24 protein-coding genes are annotated in these 17,825 nt (G+C 56.4%); 22 read left to right on the top strand and 2 right to left on the bottom strand.

Annotation, left to right across the window (positions count from 1 at the left end):
- Positions 1-50: 50 nt before the first annotated feature.
- The gene (locus tag ACH1XZ_RS22060) at positions 51-1,088 is read right to left on the bottom strand and encodes a phage portal protein (RefSeq protein ID WP_395597172.1); all 1,038 of its coding nucleotides are present in this window, start codon (positions 1,086-1,088) and stop codon (positions 51-53) included.
- Complete coding sequence (locus ACH1XZ_RS22065; protein ID WP_395597173.1) at positions 1,088-2,857, bottom strand: terminase ATPase subunit family protein; 1,770 nt, start codon at positions 2,855-2,857, stop codon at positions 1,088-1,090. Before ACH1XZ_RS22065 ends, ACH1XZ_RS22060 begins: the two co-directional genes overlap by 1 nt.
- 164 nt (positions 2,858-3,021) lie before the next feature.
- Here ACH1XZ_RS22065 and ACH1XZ_RS22070 point away from each other — a divergent pair, with 164 nt between their 5' ends.
- The 22 genes from ACH1XZ_RS22070 to ACH1XZ_RS22175 all read left to right on the top strand — a co-directional run bounded on the left by ACH1XZ_RS22070 (position 3,022) and on the right by ACH1XZ_RS22175 (position 17,814).
- Entirely contained in the window at positions 3,022-3,885 is an 864-nt protein-coding gene (locus ACH1XZ_RS22070; protein WP_395597174.1) for a GPO family capsid scaffolding protein, read from the top strand.
- Positions 3,886-3,916: 31 nt separating this feature from the next.
- Positions 3,917-5,116 (top strand): phage major capsid protein, P2 family, encoded by a 1,200-nt coding sequence (locus ACH1XZ_RS22075; RefSeq protein ID WP_395597175.1) that lies wholly within the window; start codon positions 3,917-3,919, stop codon positions 5,114-5,116.
- A gap of 3 nt (positions 5,117-5,119) precedes the next feature.
- Positions 5,120-5,881 carry a phage terminase small subunit gene (locus ACH1XZ_RS22080; RefSeq protein ID WP_395597176.1) on the top strand — a complete coding sequence of 254 codons (762 nt, stop codon included), beginning with the start codon at positions 5,120-5,122 and terminating at the stop codon, positions 5,879-5,881.
- 97 nt (positions 5,882-5,978) lie between these two features.
- A complete protein-coding gene (locus ACH1XZ_RS22085) occupies positions 5,979-6,479 on the top strand; it encodes a head completion/stabilization protein (RefSeq protein WP_266027225.1) in 501 nt (166 codons plus the stop codon).
- Positions 6,479-6,682 carry a tail protein X gene (locus tag ACH1XZ_RS22090; protein WP_266027226.1) on the top strand — a complete coding sequence of 68 codons (204 nt, stop codon included), beginning with the start codon at positions 6,479-6,481 and terminating at the stop codon, positions 6,680-6,682. Before ACH1XZ_RS22085 ends, ACH1XZ_RS22090 begins: the two co-directional genes overlap by 1 nt.
- Positions 6,673-6,894, top strand: a complete 222-nt coding sequence (locus ACH1XZ_RS22095; RefSeq protein WP_266027227.1) for a phage holin family protein — start codon at positions 6,673-6,675, stop codon at positions 6,892-6,894. The genes ACH1XZ_RS22090 and ACH1XZ_RS22095 overlap by 10 nt, the downstream gene beginning before the upstream one ends.
- Entirely contained in the window at positions 6,878-7,387 is a 510-nt protein-coding gene (locus ACH1XZ_RS22100; protein ID WP_395597177.1) for a lysozyme, read from the top strand. Before ACH1XZ_RS22095 ends, ACH1XZ_RS22100 begins: the two co-directional genes overlap by 17 nt.
- On the top strand, positions 7,384-7,797 hold the full coding sequence (gene lysB, locus ACH1XZ_RS22105) for an Rz-like lysis system protein LysB (protein WP_395597178.1): 414 nt from the start codon (positions 7,384-7,386) through the stop codon (positions 7,795-7,797). The genes ACH1XZ_RS22100 and lysB overlap by 4 nt, the downstream gene beginning before the upstream one ends.
- The gene (lysC, locus tag ACH1XZ_RS22110) at positions 7,697-7,942 is read left to right on the top strand and encodes an Rz1-like lysis system protein LysC (RefSeq protein WP_395597179.1); all 246 of its coding nucleotides are present in this window, start codon (positions 7,697-7,699) and stop codon (positions 7,940-7,942) included. The genes lysB and lysC overlap by 101 nt, the downstream gene beginning before the upstream one ends.
- On the top strand, positions 7,905-8,321 hold the full coding sequence (locus ACH1XZ_RS22115) for a phage tail protein (RefSeq protein WP_395597180.1): 417 nt from the start codon (positions 7,905-7,907) through the stop codon (positions 8,319-8,321). The genes lysC and ACH1XZ_RS22115 overlap by 38 nt, the downstream gene beginning before the upstream one ends.
- A complete protein-coding gene (locus ACH1XZ_RS22120) occupies positions 8,318-8,767 on the top strand; it encodes a phage virion morphogenesis protein (RefSeq protein ID WP_395597181.1) in 450 nt (149 codons plus the stop codon). Before ACH1XZ_RS22115 ends, ACH1XZ_RS22120 begins: the two co-directional genes overlap by 4 nt.
- 68 nt (positions 8,768-8,835) lie before the next feature.
- Entirely contained in the window at positions 8,836-9,477 is a 642-nt protein-coding gene (locus tag ACH1XZ_RS22125) for a phage baseplate assembly protein V (protein ID WP_395597182.1), read from the top strand.
- On the top strand, positions 9,474-9,821 hold the full coding sequence (locus tag ACH1XZ_RS22130) for a GPW/gp25 family protein (protein WP_395597183.1): 348 nt from the start codon (positions 9,474-9,476) through the stop codon (positions 9,819-9,821). The genes ACH1XZ_RS22125 and ACH1XZ_RS22130 overlap by 4 nt, the downstream gene beginning before the upstream one ends.
- A 4-nt stretch (positions 9,822-9,825) precedes the next feature.
- Positions 9,826-10,734 (top strand): baseplate assembly protein, encoded by a 909-nt coding sequence (locus tag ACH1XZ_RS22135; protein WP_395597184.1) that lies wholly within the window; start codon positions 9,826-9,828, stop codon positions 10,732-10,734.
- The gene (locus ACH1XZ_RS22140; RefSeq protein WP_395597185.1) at positions 10,727-11,338 is read left to right on the top strand and encodes a phage tail protein I; all 612 of its coding nucleotides are present in this window, start codon (positions 10,727-10,729) and stop codon (positions 11,336-11,338) included. Before ACH1XZ_RS22135 ends, ACH1XZ_RS22140 begins: the two co-directional genes overlap by 8 nt.
- Positions 11,335-12,450 (top strand): phage tail protein, encoded by a 1,116-nt coding sequence (locus tag ACH1XZ_RS22145; protein ID WP_395597186.1) that lies wholly within the window; start codon positions 11,335-11,337, stop codon positions 12,448-12,450. The genes ACH1XZ_RS22140 and ACH1XZ_RS22145 overlap by 4 nt, the downstream gene beginning before the upstream one ends.
- On the top strand, positions 12,447-13,034 hold the full coding sequence (locus ACH1XZ_RS22150; RefSeq protein ID WP_395597187.1) for a tail fiber assembly protein: 588 nt from the start codon (positions 12,447-12,449) through the stop codon (positions 13,032-13,034). The genes ACH1XZ_RS22145 and ACH1XZ_RS22150 overlap by 4 nt, the downstream gene beginning before the upstream one ends.
- Before the next feature lie 143 nt (positions 13,035-13,177).
- Positions 13,178-14,365: a phage tail sheath protein gene (locus tag ACH1XZ_RS22155; RefSeq protein ID WP_395597188.1), complete on the top strand. Its 1,188-nt coding sequence runs from the start codon at positions 13,178-13,180 to the stop codon at positions 14,363-14,365.
- Between the two features lie 12 nt (positions 14,366-14,377).
- The gene (locus ACH1XZ_RS22160; protein WP_333498469.1) at positions 14,378-14,896 is read left to right on the top strand and encodes a phage major tail tube protein; all 519 of its coding nucleotides are present in this window, start codon (positions 14,378-14,380) and stop codon (positions 14,894-14,896) included.
- A 62-nt stretch (positions 14,897-14,958) separates the two neighbouring features.
- Positions 14,959-15,240, top strand: coding sequence for a phage tail assembly protein (locus tag ACH1XZ_RS22165; RefSeq protein ID WP_395597189.1), 282 nt, complete (start codon positions 14,959-14,961; stop codon positions 15,238-15,240).
- Between the two features lie 32 nt (positions 15,241-15,272).
- Positions 15,273-15,392, top strand: a complete 120-nt coding sequence (locus tag ACH1XZ_RS22170) for a GpE family phage tail protein (protein WP_000763326.1) — start codon at positions 15,273-15,275, stop codon at positions 15,390-15,392.
- Positions 15,385-17,814 carry a phage tail tape measure protein gene (locus ACH1XZ_RS22175; protein WP_395597190.1) on the top strand — a complete coding sequence of 810 codons (2,430 nt, stop codon included), beginning with the start codon at positions 15,385-15,387 and terminating at the stop codon, positions 17,812-17,814. Before ACH1XZ_RS22170 ends, ACH1XZ_RS22175 begins: the two co-directional genes overlap by 8 nt.
- The last annotated feature ends 11 nt before the right edge of the window (positions 17,815-17,825 follow it).

Here is a 17,825-nt window from a genome sequence, read left to right on the forward strand (position 1 = left end):
GTGTGCGGTGGGGGTAAAGCCGCCACGATGGGCGGCTGTGGTGGGGGTTATTAATCGTCGCCGAGCGAGTATTTTTCGAAGCGGATAATCTCTTCACCCGCCCACTCGTTAAGCTCCATGAATCGCGCCTGTAGCGGCGTGAGCTCGTTACGCACAAAGACCTTTGCCACCTTCTCAACGTCGCCCACTGAGCCGACATTCTCAGGCTTGCCGCCCATCAACTGGAACGGGATGCGATGCGCGTCGAGCAGGTCAGCGGCGCTGACTTTCTTGATATTAAAAAAATCATCCTTCGTCGCGACTTCACTCAGGGGAACAATTTTAATCCCGTCCGGTTTGCCGTGCGGCGCGTAGAAAAACAGATTCTTAAAATTGCCGAGTCCTTTCGAATCACGCATCGCCTTTCGTAGCGCCTCGACGTCGGTGCTGTTCTGCGCCGCATCGGTCACATACATGATGTAACCCGCATGCGCGCCGTTCTGGTAATACTTGCGACGAAACAGGGTCGCCGACTCATTCAGCCAGGCTGAATTGAGCGCGCTCAGATATTCCGGCATCCCGTAAAGCTCCTGATTAATATCAGGCTCGAGCAGGTGGAAGACAGAACCGGCCTTGAACTGGTGCGGCTGCGTATAGCTCTGAATGTACCAATACACGTCATCCTCGATACCACGGCGGGTATATTTCGCCGGTGACGTTTCCAGCTTTAACGGTTTGCCGGTCAGGCCGCGACGCTCTTCGATAAACGCATTACCAAACACCAGATAATCGAGCGCGAACCGGGTGAAGTCCTGACGAGATAACAGCGGGTGCGGGATGTAGGTCGACACCAGAATGTTACGCTTCACGTAAATCGGTGAGCTGTGGTGAACGGCGGCGCGCATGCTCTTCGCCAGCCCGGAGAAACTCACCGGCGGCTCGTACCACTGGCCGTTGTCGATACACTCCACATAATCGAGAATGTCGCGGCGATCGAGTACCGGCGTCGGCTCACCAAAGGTGAATGCTTCCATGCTCTGTGCCGGTGCGGCGGTGAGATTTTCGGTGCGCGGCGGATGCTGGCGCTTGTTGTTGCGTTTCTTACTCATTAGTTCCACTCCATAATGCTGGAAGACTGTTCGCCGGTGGCGGCGGTCAGCGGCTCATTGATTAATACGTGCATGGTCGCCCATGCGAGGTCAGCGTGACTGGCTTCCTCGGTGCGGCTGGCCTCATAGGTTGAGCTGCGGCCACTGCTGGTCATGGTTTTACGAATCGACATAAACGACTGCGTGAGATCGGTTGCGCTGACGTCGTACTCGAGGCAACCGCGGCGAATGGTGTCTTTGGCTTTGAGCACCATTGCGGTTTTCATTTCCGGCGTGTAGCGGATTTCACGCGCGGCCGGGTAGAACGAGCGCACCAACTGGAAGACGCCCTGACCGAGCCCGGTCGCATCGATGCCGATATATTCCACGGTATATTTCTGCGTGAGCTCGCGAATGGATTCGGCCTGTTGGGCAAAATCCATCCCTTTCCACTGGTGACGCTCGAGGATGCGGAACCGGCCACCGGCGACAACCGGCGGCGCGATGACCACGCACCCGGCACTGTCGCCCCGTAATGACGGGTCGTAACCAATCCACACAGGACGGTGACCGAATGGCCGGTCGGCGAAGGGCTGGTAGTCCTCCCATTTTTCGAGACTGTCGACCATACAGCGCTGGAGCTCTTCGAACGGGAATACCGACGCTTTGTCGTCGACGAACTCGCACATAAACAGGTTGCGGAACTCTTCGACGCTGTTTTCGCGCTTCAGCGTATCGATGTTAAACAGGGTGCATCCTTTGGCGAGCGCGTCCTCGATGGTGACAATCTGTCGCCACTGGCCGTCCGGGCAAGCGACGCCCTTCGCGAGTGCGGCGTGACTGATATCGATATCGACGCGCTCGCTCTTGTCATTTCGCCCCTTGTTGAACTGTTCGCCCGACCAGAACGGATAGGCACCGTGTGCCAGCGATGATGGGGTCGAAAAATAGGTCGTGCGCAAGTGCTCCTGTGATGACATGCCACCGGCGACGCGCTTCAGTTTCTGGAAGTTGGGGATCCAGAAGATTTCGTCGACATACAGGTCGCCGTTGTGGCTCTGCGCCGTGTTGGCATTGGTGCCGAGAAACATCAGCTCAGCGCCATTGTTGCCGAGCACAATCGGATCGCCGGTGAGCTCGACGCCAGCCTGTCGGGCAAAGGCGATGATGTATTTTCTGAACACATAGGCCTGTGTCTTACTGGCTGATAAGAAAATCTGGTTGTGGCCGGTCTTCAGCGCCTGTAGTAGCGCTTCACGCGCAAAGTAGAACGTCGCGCCAATCTGGCGGGATTTCAGAATGTGCCGTATGCGGTGCGCCAGCCCCGCGCGCCACCACTCGAGCTGATACTCGAATGACTGGTCGCGGAAAATCTCCTCGAGTTTCTCGATGGCCTCTTCGCTGAAAAAATTCTTTTTCGGCTTCTTCTTTTCCCCTTTGTTGCGGTTTGCCACGTTCGGGTTTAAATCCGCTTCATTGCCGGTCTGGCCGTAGCGGTTAACCCTTGCGAGTCGCTCCATCTGGCGCGCCAGAAAATCCGCGACTTTGAAGTCATGCGGCGTCAGGTCAGGCTTTGCGTAAAGCTGAATCAGCCGCGCCTCGAGCGTGAACTCGACCCGGTTTAGCGGGGCAGTCTCTTCCCATTTATCGCGCTGTTTCCAGCTCTGCACCGTGGGGCGCTTAACCTGCAACTGCTCCGCGATTTGCGGCACGGAATAACCCTGCCAGAACAAAAGCGCGGCCTGTCGTCGCGGGTCGTTGAGTAGTGATGTGTCGGTTGTAGTGGTCATAAAACCTCGCCGTGATGAGTACACGGCAAGGCTAAAGATTCAGGGTGGGTTAATCGCTAACCCCCTGTTGTGTCAGGGGTTGCACTTCCGCAACAGGTGGCTGGTGAGAGGCTGAGTCGGGAAACTACATCCGACCCGATAACCCAACTCAGGACACCTGACTCATGGCTAAAAAAGTTTCGAAATGGTTTCGCATCGGCGTCGAGGGTGACACCTGCGACGGTCGCGTAATCGGTGCGACCGATATTCAGGAAATGGCTGATTCGTATGACCCGCGCGTCTACGGTTGCCGCATTAACCTCGAGCACCTGCGCGGCCTGTTGCCTGACAGCGTATTTAAACGTTATGGCGATGTGGTCGAGCTGAAAGCCGAATTGATTGACGATGATTCAGCGCTTAGCGGCAAGCTGGCATTGCTCGCCAGAATCACGCCGACCGATGACCTCATCGCGATGAATAAGGCCGGACAAAAAGTTTATACCTCAATGGAAATTCAACCGAACTTTGCCAACAGCGGCAAATGCTATCTGGTTGGTCTGGCCGTCACTGACGACCCGGCAAGCCTCGGTACTGAATATCTTGAGTTTTGCCGCACCGCGAAACACAACCCACTCAACCGCTTTAAAGCCAGCCCTGAGAATTTCTTCTCTGTGGCCACGCTCGCCGAGCTGGAATTCGAAGACCAGCCCGAGACCATCATCACCCGTCTGAGCGACACCGTGAAAAGCATGTTTAGCCGTAAACAGGCGAGTGACGATGCGCGATTCGGTGACGTGCACGAAGCCGTAACCGCTATTGCCGAGCGGGTGCAGACCGACGGCGAAAGCGCTGAGGTACGTTTCAGCCAGCTTGAAACCGAGCTCGCTGACGTCAAAAAGGCGCTGACCGAACAGGCCACCACCACCTCGCAGCAATTCAGCACCATCAAAACCACGCTGGAGCACACCGAAGACAAAACGCAGCCGCGCCGCAAGTTAAGCGCCGGTGGCGACGGTGATGCGTCCGGCTCCACGCTGACCGACTGCTAACCCCTGACAAACCCGAAGGAATACAAAACCCATGCGTAAAGAGACCCGTTTTAAATTCAATCAGTACCTGAGCCGTATCGCCGAGCTGAACGGCATCGCGACCAGCGACCTCGACAAAAAATTCACCGTCGAGCCGTCAGTCACTCAGACCCTGTTTGACAAAATCCAGCAGTCGTCCAGCTTCCTGAAGCTCATCAACATGGTGACCGTTGGTGAGCTGACCGAAGAGAAAGTCGGCATCGATGTGACCGGCTCCATTGCCAGCACCGCTGACACCGACGGCGGCGTCGAGCGTAAAACCGCTGATTTTGGCAAGCTGGATGCGTACCGCTATTTCTGCCACCCGGTCAACTTCGACTATCACCTGAAGTACAACAAGCTCGACCTGTGGGCGCGTTTTCAGGATTTCCAGATTCGCATTCGTAACGCCATCATCAAGCGTCAGGCGCTGGATTACATCACCATCGGCTTTAACGGCGTAAGCCGTGCGGCGACCTCCGACCGTGCTCAGAATCCACTGCTTCAGGATGTGGCGATCGGCTGGTTGCAGAAATACCGCAACGATGCGCCTGAGCGTGTTATGTCCAGCGTCACCGATGATGACGGCACCGTGATTTCAAACACCATCAAGGTGGGTAAAGGTGGACATTACGCCAACCTCGACGCGCTGGTGATGGATGGCTTTGAATCGCTGGTCGCGGAAATTCACCGTGAAAACCCGGAAATGGTCGTTATCTGCGGTCGCCGTATCCTGACCGACAAATACTTCCCGATGATTAACAAATTCCAGGCGAACAGCGAACAGCTCGCCGGTGAGCTGATTATCAGTCAGAAAACCATCGGTCAGCTTCAGGCCGTACGCGCGCCGTTCTTCCCGGCAAACAGCATCCTGATCACCACGCTGGATAACCTGTCGATTTATCTGTACGAAGACGGCCACCGCCGCCACATCGTCGAAAACCCGAAACTCGACCAGGTGGAAAACTACGAACAGGTCAAAGTCGATTTCGTGGTCGAAGACTACGAGGCCGGTTGCCTGATTGAGAATATCGAAATTCTCGAGCAGGACGAGACCGCCACGCCGGAAGCGACCAGCGCGGATGTTTTCGCGGCGGCAATAGTCAAAGCTGTGCAGTCGATGACCCCAGCCGCCGCACCGGCCAGCGCGCCTGTCGCTGACGGTGAAGCGTCCCCGGATGAAACCGGCACCACTGACGGCGCGGAGGCGTAACCGATGGCAACCCCCGCACAGCGTCACGCGATGCGGGTCTCGGCTATCAAGGCATCGCAGCGGGAAAACGCCCCGCTGCGTCATGCCTCAGCTTACGAGCAAATGCTCGTCAAGCTGGCCGCAGACCGCCGGACGCTTTCAGACATTCGCTCGAAAGAACGTAAAGCGGATAAAAAACGCGAATTACTCCCGCTGTACCTGCCGTGGGTCGCTGGCGTACTGGCGAGCGGTACCGGCGCACAGGATGACATTCTGATGACGGTGATGCTCTGGCGTCTGGATGCGGGGGATATCACCGGTGCGATCGAGATTGCGCGCTATGCGCTGCGTTTCGGTCTGTCGATGCCGGAAAACCATTCCCGCCCCGCGCCTTACATGCTGGCTGAAGAGGTTGCGCTCGCGGCACTCCGCGCCCGTATGGCCGGTGAGCCTGTCGATGCCGCACAGCTGCTTGAGGTCATCGGCCTGACCGATGCCGCCGATATGCCTGACGAAGTGCGCGCCCGACTGCATAAAGTCACCGGCCTGACCCTACGTGATGCCGGTCAGCTTCCTGAAGCGCTAGGGCATCTGAAACGCGCCTTACAGCTCGACGCTAGCGCCGGTGTTCGCAAGGACATTGAGACGCTCACCCGCGAGGTATTCCCGAAGCCGGTCGCCGCTAAAAAAGCGGAGAAGAAAACCGCCGCGAAAAAGGCACCCGCTAAAAAACCAGATTCACCGGTGAAACGAGGGCGAGGACGCCCGAGGAAAGTCACCGGTTAACCGAACGCGCCCCGCGCCGGGCGGCTCGCTGGTCAATGTCGGTAACTTACCGCAACTGCGACCGGCGACCACCGCCCACCTAATTTTTGAGGTAGTCATGACCCCGATTGTGATGAATAACCCGGCGCAACAGCGCGACCCGATGGTCATCCCGCCGGTGCCGGTTGAGGAGCCGGTAATTAAAAATACCGCCTTTTTCCCGGACGTTGACCCGAAGCGCATGCGCGAAGAAATGCGCCTCGAGCAGACCGTGACGCCGGTGCGTCTGCGTCGTGCGATTAAAACCGCGATGGCCGAGACCAACGCCGAGCTGGCCGAATGGCGTGACCTTCAGCTCGCCGCCGGTTACCCGCGCCTCGAGGATGTGCCGACGGATGAGCTCGACGGCGAAAGCGTCCGGGTCTTCCACTACTTCAACGCCGTTTGCTCAATGACGACTGCGACGCTGTACGAGCGTTATCGCGGCGTCGATGCCAGCGCCAAAGGCGATAAAAAGGCCGACAGCATCGAGGACACCATCGATGAAATGTGGCGTGACATGCGCTGGTCGGTCGCCCGTATCCAGGACAAAGCGCGCTGCATCGTGGGGCAAATCTGATGAACGTCATCGCGCATCAGGGCGACACGCTCGACACGTTATGTCAGCGCCATTACGGGCGCACAGAGGGCGTGGTCGAGGCGGTGCTGTTGGCTAATCCGGGTCTCTCTGAGCTGGGCGTCGTCCTGCCTCACGGCACGGCGGTCAGCTTGCCTGAAGTCGACGCCGCACCGGTATCGGAGACCGTAAATCTATGGGACTGACTGTGGAAAAAATCACGACCTTCCTGACCTACTGGCTGTCAGTGGCGCTGGCGTATTTCGGTACGCAGACGCCGGAACGGCTCGCGCTTTATGTCGGGGGTGGCTGCGCCATTTTTACCGCGCTGGTTAACTTCTGGTACCAGCGCAAGAAATACCGCTATCTCGTCTCGATGGGGATTGATAAGGGGGTTATTCGTGGGCTCATTCGTTAAACGTTGCAGTGTGGCCGTCGTGCTGGCGCTGGCGGCACTGGTGCCTGATTTTCGTTTGCTTCACACCTCGCCGGAGGGGCTCGCGCTGATTGCCGACCTCGAGGGTTGCCGGTTGCGCCCTTACCAGTGCAGCGCGGGCGTGTGGACGTCAGGCATCGGCCACACTGCCGGGGTGGTACCGAAACGGGATATCACCGAAAAAGAAGCCGCCGCGAATCTGGTCGCCGACGTGCTGAACGTCGAAAAACGTCTTGCGGTCTGTGTGCCGGTGGAAATGCCACAGGCGGTCTATGACACGCTGGTCAGCTTCGCCTTTAACGTTGGGACCGGCGCGGCCTGTCGTTCAACGCTGGTTTATCACCTGAATCACCGGCAATGGTGGCAAGCCTGTGACCAGCTCACCCGCTGGGTGTTTGTGAATGGTGTCCGTAATACCGGGCTCGAAAATCGGCGCTTTCGCGAGCGCACATACTGCCTGAAGGGGGCGCAATGAAAACGCTGATTGTGTTGTTAGTGCTGGCCGTGGCCGGGCTCCTGTGGTTGCGTCACGAAAACAGCAACCTGAGCCGCTCTTTTGAACGGGCGAATAAAGTCGCCGGTGACCAGAAAACGGTTATCAGCATGCTGAAAAGCCAGCTAAAAACCGCCCACCGTATCAGTGGTGAAAACGAGACCGCTCAGGTCTTACTGCGCGGCGAACTCATGGAAGCCGGAGCTCGGGCGCAACGTCGGGAACAGACCATCACGAGGTTACTCAATGAAAACGAACAGCTACGCCGCTGGTATAGCGCTGATTTGCCTGATGCTGTGCGCCGGTTGCACCAGCGCGCCGCCTGTGCCGACGCCGGTGATTGTTTACAACGCCTGCCCGAAAGTCAGCCTTTGCCCGATGCCGGGAAGTGACCCGGCCACCAATGGCGATCTAAGCGCGGATATACGCCAGCTCGAAAGCGCCCTCGAGCGCTGTGCGCTTCAGGTCAGAACCGTGAAAAACTGTCAGGATAAAATCGATGTACAAGCCGAAGAGTCTGCGAAAAGCCTTAACTGACGCCGTGCCTGATTTGGCTCGTAACCCGGAAATGATGCGCATCTTTATCGATAACGGGAAATTAGCCTCCACGCTGGCGACGTCGCTGTCGTTTGAAAATCAGTACACGCTCAATGTGGTGGTGACTGACTTCACCGGCGATATCGAGCTGCTGCTCGTGCCGATTCAGGCATGGCTGCGAATTCATCAGGCCGATATCATGACAACCGATGAGGGACGCAAAAAGGGCTTCACCTATTTTGCTGATATCAATAGCAATGACAGCGCCGATATCAGTATCAGCCTGATGCTGACCGAGCGCACCCTCGTCAGGGAGGAAGGGGATAAACTGCATATCGAGACGGTGCCGGAACCTCAGCCACCTGAGCCGCTGGTATGAATGATTTTAAACCGTTCGACGATAAGCTCGCGGCACTGATTGCGGCGCTGTCACCGACCGCCCGGCGCAAGATGGCCGCAGATATCGCGAAGACCCTGAGAACCCGACAACAGCGCCGGATTAAAACGCAGAAAGCGCCCGACGGCACCCCATACGCCGCCCGAAAACGCCAGCCGGTGAAAGCGAAAAAAGGCCGGGTTAAGCGGGAAATGTTCGCGAAGCTCCGTACCAGTCGCTTTATGAAAGCCACGGCGGGAAATGACGCGGCGGTCGTGGAGTTCGCCGGCAAGGTGCAAAGAATGGTGAATGTGCATCAGTACGGCCTCAAAGATAAGCCAGGGCGAAACAGTGCACCGGTGCAGTACGACGCCCGACCGCTCATCGGGTTTAGTGCTGAAGACCGTCAGACCGTGGAAGAAATTATCATCGCTAAATTGTCCGTTTAACGTTGTGCCATCGACAGTAAAACCCGCATCAATTGCCGCTCAGAGCACCGGGCGGCATCCTTCCTTGTATGAATACTCGCGCAAATCTTCAGGATGCTTTACGCCTCCTTCGCAACCTGATTCGCACCGGCGTCATCGTCGAAGTCGACCTCGATGACGGGCGCTGTCGTGTCCAGACTGGCGGCATTACGACTGACTGGCTTCAGTGGCTGACTGCTCGCGCCGGTCGCTCTCGCACGTGGTGGGCTCCCTCTGTGGGCGAACAGGTTTTACTGCTGGCCGTGGGTGGTGAGCTCGATACCGCCTTTGTGTTGCCCGGTATTTTCTCTGATGACCATCCCGCGCCGTCGGCGTCGGCTGATGCATTTCACATCACCTTCCCTGACGGGGCGGTTATCGAATACGAACCGGAGACCGGCGCGCTGACCGTCAGTGGTATCAAAACCGCAGACGTTACGGCGTCGGATTCCATCGCCGTGACGGTACCGATGGTGACCGTGAAAGCCGAGACCCGCATCACCCTCGATACCCCGGAAGTGGTCTGCACCAACAAACTGACGGCCGCAACGCTCGAGGTTACCAAAGGCGGGAAGATGAGCGGCGATATCGAGCACACCGGCGGCACGTTCAAATCAAATGGCGTACAGGTGGATGACCACGGCCACGGGAAAATTCAGCGCGGCGGCGACTGGACTGAGGGCACAAAATGACGACCCGTTACATCGGCATGAATCGCGCAACCGGGCGCGCTATCACTGACGCTGAGCACATCAGTCAGAGCTGTGGCGATATATTGCGAACGCCGCTCGGCTCTCGCGTGATGCGCCGCGATTATGGCTCGCTGCTGTTCTCCCTGATTGATATGCCGCAGACCGACGCGCTGAAGCTGCAAATTATGTGCGCCTGTTATATGGCGCTGCTGAAGTGGGAGCCGCGCATCAGCATCAGCTCGCTGACGGTCGAACGCCAGTTTAACGGCCAGATGATTGTCGACCTGACCGGCGAGACCAAAGACACCGGCAAAACCATTTCTCTAACCATCCCTGTGAGTTGAATTTATGGCAACCATCGACCTGAGCCAGCTCCCCGCGCCTGACGTCGTGGAAACGCTGGATTTTGAGACCATTCTCGCGGAACGCAAAGCGACGCTGGTCTCGCTTTACCCTGAAGAGCAACAGGAAGCTGTCGCGCGTACTCTCGCCCTCGAGTCTGAACCACTGGTGAAATATCTCGAGGAAAACGCCTACCGTGAGGTCATCTGGCGTCAGCGTGTGAACGATGCAGCTCAGGCCTGTACGCTGGCCTATGCGAATAATAACGACCTCGACGTGATGGCTGGTAACAACAACACCGCGCGTCAGGTTGTGACCCCTGCCGACGACAGCACCATCCCGCCGACACCGGCGGTCATGGAATCTGACGCTGATTTACGGTTACGCGCGCAACAGGCGTACGAGGGGCTCAGTGTGGCTGGTCCGGTCGGCGCGTATGAATACCACGGCCGCAGCGCCGACGGGCGTGTCGCTGATGTCTCGGTCGTTAGTCCGTCACCGGCCTGTGTGACCATTACCGTACTGTCGCGTGAGGATGACGGCACGGCACCTGACGACCTGCTCGCCGCTGTAGAGAAAGCGCTGAATGCTGAAGACGTGCGCCCCGTCGGCGACCGGGTGACGGTGCAAAGTGCTGAGATTGTGCCGTACCAGATTGACGCGATTCTTTATTTTTATCCTGGTCCCGAATCCGAGCCCATCCGTCTGGCCGCTGAGGAAAAACTCAAAGCGTATATCAGCGCACAACAGCGCTTAGGCCGCGACATTCGCCGGTCAGCCATCTATGCCGCCCTACACGTTGAAGGTGTGCAGCGCGTCGAGCTGGCCGCGCCACTGGCTGACATTGTGCTCACACAATACCAGGCATCTTATTGCACCGAATACAGCATCGCTGACGGGGGTGCCGATGAGTGATAACCGGCTGTTGCCCGTTGGCTCGTCGGTGCTGGAGGTTGCCGCCGCTCGTGCGGCCGCCGATATCGAGCGTGTGCCGGTACCGCTTCGCACGTTGTGGAACTGGCGCACCTGCCCGGTGCGGCTGCTGCCCTATCTGGCGTGGGCGTTTTCCGTCGACCGGTGGGATGAAAAGTGGCCGGAGGCGACAAAACGCAGCGTCATCGCCTCAGCGTTTTATATCCATCAACACAAAGGCACCATCGCCGCATTACGGCGCGTGGTGGAGCCGCTCGGCTATCTGATTCAGGTTAAGGAGTGGTGGGAGCTTAACGAGGAGCCGGGAACGTTTCGGCTGGTTGTTGGCGTCCTCGAGACCGGCATCACCGACGAAATGTTTCAGGAGCTCGAGCGCCTGATTGCCGGTGCCAAACCGGCGAGCCGCCACCTGACCGGGCTCGCTATCAGCCTGAGTACGACCGGCGTCGCGTATGTGGGGGCGACCTGTTACGACGGCGACATTTTATCGGTTTACCCCTTCACCGCTGAAGAGATTGTCGTCGGTGGTGATTTTTATCCGGCTTCGGCCGTTCATCTGATTGATAACCTGCGAGTAAGCGCATGACGACGAAATACTTTGCCACCCTGACAAATCAGGGCGCGGCGCGACTGGCGAACGCGACCGCACTCGGTCTTAAACTGAATATCACACAAATGGGTGTCGGTGACGCTAACGGCAAACTGCCGACCCCATCACCGACGCAGACCACGCTGATTAACCAGCTCCGAATCGCGGCGATTAACTCACTGAGCGTCGATGACAACGACGCCGGTCAGATTATTGCCGAGCAGGTCATCCCCGAGAATGAGGGCGGTTTCTGGATCCGTGAGATTGGCCTTTATGACGATACCGGCGTACTGATTGCGGTCGCCAACTGCCCGGAGACCTACAAGCCATTACTCACCGAGGGGAGCGGTCGAACGCAGACGATTCGAATGATTCTGGTTGTCTCGAGCTCGGCATCTATCACCCTGAAGGTAGACCCGTCAGTCGTACTGGCAACCCGAAAATATGTCGATGACGGCGTTATCGAGGTAAAGAGCTATGTCGACAAGCAGGTCAAAGCGCATGAGGCGAAAGCGAATCCGCACTCACAATATCTGTTGATTAAAAACGCGTTGAAAGAAATCGCTGAGGCTGGTCTCGCTGATGAGGTTCTCGAAAACCTTGGTTTGAAAAAAAACGGGATCGGCGAGGCACCAATCGGCATTCCGTTTTACTGGTCAGCCGAGGAAATGCCTAATGAGTTAATCCCTGAATGGTCTGAACATGTTTATCTGAAATGGAACGGCGCGACATTTGACCCGGAAGTTTTTCCGATTATGGCGCTGATTAATCCGAGCTGTGTACTGGCTGACGTGCGCGGTGAGTTTATCCGTGTCCGGGACGATGGGCGTGGTATTGATGTCGATCGCGAAATTCTGTCGAGCCAACTGGATGCCGCACCAAATATCACCGGTCTATTCAGAACAGCAATGGATAGCCGATACGCTGGCGGCTCAGGAGCGTTTGCATACTCAACTCAGGGCGCTGCTAACTACCAGGATGCTCAGGCTATCAACAGCAGAGGGTTTAGTTTTGATGCCTCTCGTTCCAGTGAATCATATGGCCGTGACGATTCAACGGAAGTACGTCCACGAAATATTGCATTTAACTTTCTGGTGAGGGCTGCATGATGGGGATTCAGTTTAATGAAAAAGGTTATGTGACGGCCGCCGGGAATGTGCGCGTATATTATTACGATGCAAAATCAAAAGAATATCGTGGCTGGTCTGATGAATATATTCATGTTGGCGTCAGTTTGCCCGGTAATTCGACCATGATTGCGCCCGGTGAGCCCGTCGCTGGTCAGGCGTGGATTTTTGACGATGGTCAGTGGCAGGCATCAGAAGACCATCGAGGCGAAACGGTTTATTCAATTGCTGACCGAAGCGCGGTACGTGTGAACTATCTAGGGGGGCTGAAAGAGGGGTTTGTTTCTGCCTCACCGGCGACCGATTTTGATATATGGAACGGTAGCGAATGGGTAACTGATACCGTCGCACGGCATGCCGCAGCGGTTGAAGATGCTGAACGATATCGAACTGAGCTGATTAATGCCGCGCTGGCGTCTATCGCCGTGATTCAGCTCAAATTACAGGCCGGTCGCACACTGACGGATGACGAACAAAGTCAGCTCAACAGGACTCTGGATTATATCGATGCCGTCAACGCGACGAAAACCGACATTCTCCCGGTCGACTGGCCGACCCTCGATTAATTATCATCAGGCGCTTTTAGTCTCTAATAGCGCCTTTTTTTTCTGCTTTCCCGTTGTGCCATTCCCTTCACATCCCTGACAAATAGCCGCATACAGGCGTAAACCAGACAATATCACTCACCCCAACTAACGGAGTTAAACGGATGAGTGATTTCCATCACGGCGTCGAAGTCGTCGAAATTAACGACGGTACACGCACAATCTCGACCGTATCAACGGCGGTTGTCGGCATGGTCTGCACGGCCAGTGATGCTGACGCCGATATGTTCCCGCTCAATGAACCGGTACTGATTACCAGCCCACAAAGCGCCATTGCGAAAGCCGGTACCAAAGGTACCCTGGCAAAATCCTTACAGGCCATTGCCGACCAGTCAAAGCCGGTTGTTATTGTCGTGCGCGTCGAGGAGGGTACCGGCGACGACGAAGAGGCTCAGGCGCAAACCATTTCAAACATCATCGGAACCACGGATGAGAACGGCAAATACACCGGGCTGAAAGCGCTGTTAACGGCGAAAGCGGTCACCGGCGTGAAGCCCCGCATTCTCGGTGTGCCGGGTCTCGATACTCAGGAGGTCGCGACCGCACTTGCGTCTGTGGCTCAGAAGCTGCGCGCCTTTGCCTACGTCAGCGCATGGGGCTGTAAAACCATTTCCGACGTTATCACCTATCGCGAAAACTTCAGCGCCCGTGAGCTCATGATTATCTGGCCTGATTTCCTCGGGTGGGACACGATGGCCAACGCGACGACAACCACCTACGCGACCGCCATCGCGCTGGGGTTGCGCGCCAAAATTGACAATGACACCGGGTGGCATAAAACCCTGTCAAACGTCGGCGTCAACGGTGTCACTGGTATCAGCGCATCAGTCTTCTGGGATTTGCAGGAATCCGGCACCGATGCCGACCTGCTCAACGAAGCCGGTATCACGACGCTGATTCGTGCCGATGGTTTCCGCTTCTGGGGTAACCGTAATTGCTCCGATGACCCGCTGTTTCAGTTTGAAAACTACACCCGCACCGCGCAAATCATCGCCGATACGATGGCCGAGGGTCATATGTGGGCGGTCGATAAGCCGATTACCGCGACCCTGATTCGCGACATTATCGACGGTATCAACGCGAAATTCCGCGAGCTGAAAACCGGCGGTTACATCATCGATGCGACGTGCTGGTTTGATGCTGAGGCCAACAGCAAAGAAACGCTGAAAGCCGGTCAGTTGCTTATCGATTACGACTATACGCCGGTGCCGCCACTGGAAAACCTGAAGCTGCGCCAGCGCATCACCGACAAATATCTGGCGAATCTTATCTCGTCAGTGAACAGCAAATAAGGAGCCTGACCAATGGCATTACCGCGCAAGCTCAAACTCATGAATCTGTTTATCGACGGGGTGAGTTATCTCGGCGTCGTGCAGTCCGTCACGCTGCCAAAACTGACCCGTAAGCTCGAGAATTATCGCGGCGGCGGGATGAACGGCTCGGCACCGGTCGACCTCGGCCTCGATGACGATGCGCTGTCGGCTGAAATCTCGCTCGGTGGTTTCCCTGATGACGCTATCTGGTCGCTATACGCTGCCACCGGCACGGCCTCTGTCCCGCTGCGCTTCGCCGGGTCTTATCAGCGTGACGACACCGGCGAGACCGTGCCGGTTGAGGTTGTTCTCCGTGGACGTCAGAAAGAAATCGACCTCGGCGAAGCCAAACAAGGCGAAGACACCGAGTCGAAAATCTCGCTTATGTGTACTTACTTCAAGCTGACGATGAATGGCTCGGAACTGGTGGAAATCGACACGGTGAACCTCATCGAAAAAGTGAGCGGCACCGACATGCTCGAGGCGCACCGACAAAACATCGGCCTGTAATTTCTGCCCCGGTCAGCATGGCTGGCCGGGCATCCTGAAACCTGAGTTTAAAGAGAAATATCATGGGAAAAACTAACGAAAATATCGTCACTCTGATTAAACCTATCAAGCGCGGTGAGCAGGTGATTACCGATGTCACGCTGTTAAAACCGACCGCCGGAACCCTGCGCGGTGTTAGCCTGGCATCTGTCGCAAACTCCGACGTCGATGCGCTGATTAAAGTGCTGCCACGCATGACCATGCCGTCACTGACCGAACAGGAAGCCGCCGCGCTGGAGCTGCCAGACCTGCTGTCGTTTGCCGGTAAGGTGGTGGGTTTTTTGTCACCGAGTTCGGCGGCTTAACCTTCCCCAAAAAACTCTCGGTCGATGACCTGATGGCTGACATAGCGGTAATTTTCCACTGGTCGCCATCAGACCTTTATCCCATGAGCCTGACCGAGCTCGTCAACTGGCGCGAAAAAGCGCTACAGCGAAGCGGAAACACGAATGAGTAATAACCTCAAACTCGAAGTGCTCCTGAAAGCTGTCGACCAGGCGACCCGACCCTTTAAAGCGATCCAGACGGCGAGCAAATCGCTGTCTGGTGATATCCGCACGACTCAACAATCCCTGCGTGATTTAAACGGTCAGGCATCGAAAATCGACGGTTTTCGCAAAACCAGCGCGCAACTGGCCGTAACCGGTCAGTCACTGAAACAGGCAAAGCAGGAAGCCGCCGCGCTGGCCGTCCAGTTTAAAAATACTGAAAGCCCGACCCGTGCACAGGCTCGAGCGATGGAGCTCGCGAAAAAAAATGCGGCTGACCTTCAGCTCAAATATAACGGTCTCCGGTTATCTGTGCAGCGTCAGCGTCAGGAGCTCAGTCAGGCCGGGATTAATACCCGCAAACTGTCGACCGATGAGCAGCGACTGAAAACCACCATCAGTGAAACGACGTCACAGCTCAATCGTCAGCGTGAGGCACTAGCGCGCGTCAGTACGCAACAGGCAAAACTGAGCGCCGTTAAATCCCGTTATGAATCCGGGCAGAAGCTCGCCTCTGGTGCGCGTAATGTTGGGGTGGCTGGTGTCGGGATGGCAACCACTGGTGTTGTTGCTGGCGGCGCTGTGCTCAAACCCGGTTTTGATTTTTCTCTGAAGAACTCAGAGCTTCAGGCGGTACTTGGCCTCGATAAAGAATCGGCTGACATGAAGGCGCTGAAAGGGCAAGCCAGAACACTGGGTGATAATACAGCCGCATCTGCGGACGACGCCGCAGCGGCACAAATTATCGTGGCGAAATCCGGCGCGGATAAAGACGGCATTCTCGCGCAGACACCCGCCATCCTGAATATGTCGCTCGCAAATAAAGAATCCATGGAGGATAACGCAAAACTTCTTATCGGGACGAAATCCGCATTCGGTCTCGCAGATGATAAGGCGACACATATTGCCGATGTAATCTCGATGGCCATGAATAAAACACAGGCCACCTTTGCCGGGTTAAGTGACTCACTGACTTATGTCGCGCCAGTGGCGAAAAATGCAGGTGTAAGCCTGGAAGAAACCGCCGCGATGATTGGTGCGCTTCATGACAACAATATCACTGGCTCAATGGCCGGTACCGGTAGCCGTGCCGTATTGAGTCGACTACAGGCACCATCCGGTAAGGCATATGACGCAATTAAGGAGCTGGGCGTCAAAACAATGGATAGCAAGGGCAACACCCGGCCAATCTTCTCCATCCTGAAAGAAATGCAAGCCAGCTTTGAGAAAAACAATCTCGGTACCGGCCAGCGTTCGGAATACATGAAAGCAATTTTCGGTGAAGAAGCCAGCTCGTCGGCCAGCGTCCTGATGGCCGCAGCGGCCAGCGGAAAACTGGACAATCTGACCCGCCTGATTAAAGACTCTGACGGAAAAACCGCCGAGCTTGTCGAGGTCATGCAGAATAATCTCGGCGGCGACTTTAAAGAATTTCAGTCTGCTTACGAGGCGGTCGGGACTGACCTTTACGACCAGCAAGAGGAGTCGCTCCGCAATCTGACCCAAACGGCCACAAAATACGTTTTACGACTCGATGGCTGGATACAAAAAAATAAAGATCTGGCTCAGACCATTGGTCTTATTGCCGGTGGCGCGCTTGCTTTGATTGGTGTTATTGGTGGCATCGGTCTGATTGCCTGGCCTGTTATTGCCGGGATTAATGCCATCATCGCGGCCGCTGGCGCACTCGGTGCAGTAATTACGACAATCAGCGGCGGGGTCATTGCGGCTATTGGTGCTATTACGTGGCCTGTCGTGGCGGTAGCGGCGGCTGTTGTCGCTGGCGCGCTGCTTATCCGTAAATACTGGGAGCCTATCAGCGCATTCTTTGCCGGTGTGGTCGAGGGGCTCATGAGTGCCTTTGCGCCGGTCGGGGAAATGTTCGCACCGCTAGCGCCCATCTTTGTCGGTCTCGGCGAAAAACTTCGCGGCGTCTGGCAGTGGTTTAAAGACCTGATTGCGCCGGTGAAAGCGACTCAGGACACGCTCAACAGTTGTCGTGATGTCGGGGTTATGTTCGGTCAGACGCTGGCCGATGCGCTGCTGATGCCGCTTAACGCCTTTAATAAGCTGCGAAGCGGGATTGATTGGGTGCTCGAAAAGCTCGGCATTATTAACAAAGAATCCAGCTCGCTTGACCAGACGGCGGCGAAAGCCAATGCGGCGACGCAGAACGGCTACAGCCCCGCTATCAGCTCATACAACAGCTATCAGCCGGTCACGGCACCCGCCGGTAAAACCTACATCGACCAGAGTAGGCCAACCTATCAAATCACCGTGCCGGGCAATGGTATGCCGGGAGGTCGGTTGGGTAATGATTTGCAGGATGCATTAGAGAAGTATGAACGTGATAAGCGCGCCAAAGCCCGCGCAAGCATGATGCATGACTAAGGAGACTGATT

Origin of the sequence: Kluyvera chengduensis, from assembly GCF_044197065.1 — a bacterium.
Taxonomy (GTDB): Bacteria; Pseudomonadota; Gammaproteobacteria; order Enterobacterales; family Enterobacteriaceae; genus Kluyvera; species Kluyvera ascorbata_C.

Coding starts and splice junctions, on each gene's coding strand:
- ACH1XZ_RS22085 (WP_266027225.1), top strand. CDS start 5,979: ATGACCCCGATTGTGATGAATAACCCGGCGCAACAGCGCGACCCGATG.
- ACH1XZ_RS22155 (WP_395597188.1), top strand. CDS start 13,178: ATGAGTGATTTCCATCACGGCGTCGAAGTCGTCGAAATTAACGACGGT.
- ACH1XZ_RS22120 (WP_395597181.1), top strand. CDS start 8,318: ATGAATGATTTTAAACCGTTCGACGATAAGCTCGCGGCACTGATTGCG.
- ACH1XZ_RS22060 (WP_395597172.1), bottom strand. CDS start 1,088: ATGAGTAAGAAACGCAACAACAAGCGCCAGCATCCGCCGCGCACCGAA.
- ACH1XZ_RS22145 (WP_395597186.1), top strand. CDS start 11,335: ATGACGACGAAATACTTTGCCACCCTGACAAATCAGGGCGCGGCGCGA.
- ACH1XZ_RS22165 (WP_395597189.1), top strand. CDS start 14,959: ATGGGAAAAACTAACGAAAATATCGTCACTCTGATTAAACCTATCAAG.
- ACH1XZ_RS22070 (WP_395597174.1), top strand. CDS start 3,022: ATGGCTAAAAAAGTTTCGAAATGGTTTCGCATCGGCGTCGAGGGTGAC.
- lysC (WP_395597179.1), top strand. CDS start 7,697: ATGCTGTGCGCCGGTTGCACCAGCGCGCCGCCTGTGCCGACGCCGGTG.
- ACH1XZ_RS22150 (WP_395597187.1), top strand. CDS start 12,447: ATGATGGGGATTCAGTTTAATGAAAAAGGTTATGTGACGGCCGCCGGG.
- lysB (WP_395597178.1), top strand. CDS start 7,384: ATGAAAACGCTGATTGTGTTGTTAGTGCTGGCCGTGGCCGGGCTCCTG.
- ACH1XZ_RS22130 (WP_395597183.1), top strand. CDS start 9,474: ATGACGACCCGTTACATCGGCATGAATCGCGCAACCGGGCGCGCTATC.
- ACH1XZ_RS22125 (WP_395597182.1), top strand. CDS start 8,836: ATGAATACTCGCGCAAATCTTCAGGATGCTTTACGCCTCCTTCGCAAC.
- ACH1XZ_RS22090 (WP_266027226.1), top strand. CDS start 6,479: ATGAACGTCATCGCGCATCAGGGCGACACGCTCGACACGTTATGTCAG.
- ACH1XZ_RS22170 (WP_000763326.1), top strand. CDS start 15,273: ATGGCTGACATAGCGGTAATTTTCCACTGGTCGCCATCAGACCTTTAT.
- ACH1XZ_RS22115 (WP_395597180.1), top strand. CDS start 7,905: ATGTACAAGCCGAAGAGTCTGCGAAAAGCCTTAACTGACGCCGTGCCT.
- ACH1XZ_RS22080 (WP_395597176.1), top strand. CDS start 5,120: ATGGCAACCCCCGCACAGCGTCACGCGATGCGGGTCTCGGCTATCAAG.
- ACH1XZ_RS22075 (WP_395597175.1), top strand. CDS start 3,917: ATGCGTAAAGAGACCCGTTTTAAATTCAATCAGTACCTGAGCCGTATC.
- ACH1XZ_RS22175 (WP_395597190.1), top strand. CDS start 15,385: ATGAGTAATAACCTCAAACTCGAAGTGCTCCTGAAAGCTGTCGACCAG.
- ACH1XZ_RS22065 (WP_395597173.1), bottom strand. CDS start 2,857: ATGACCACTACAACCGACACATCACTACTCAACGACCCGCGACGACAG.
- ACH1XZ_RS22140 (WP_395597185.1), top strand. CDS start 10,727: ATGAGTGATAACCGGCTGTTGCCCGTTGGCTCGTCGGTGCTGGAGGTT.
- ACH1XZ_RS22095 (WP_266027227.1), top strand. CDS start 6,673: ATGGGACTGACTGTGGAAAAAATCACGACCTTCCTGACCTACTGGCTG.
- ACH1XZ_RS22135 (WP_395597184.1), top strand. CDS start 9,826: ATGGCAACCATCGACCTGAGCCAGCTCCCCGCGCCTGACGTCGTGGAA.
- ACH1XZ_RS22160 (WP_333498469.1), top strand. CDS start 14,378: ATGGCATTACCGCGCAAGCTCAAACTCATGAATCTGTTTATCGACGGG.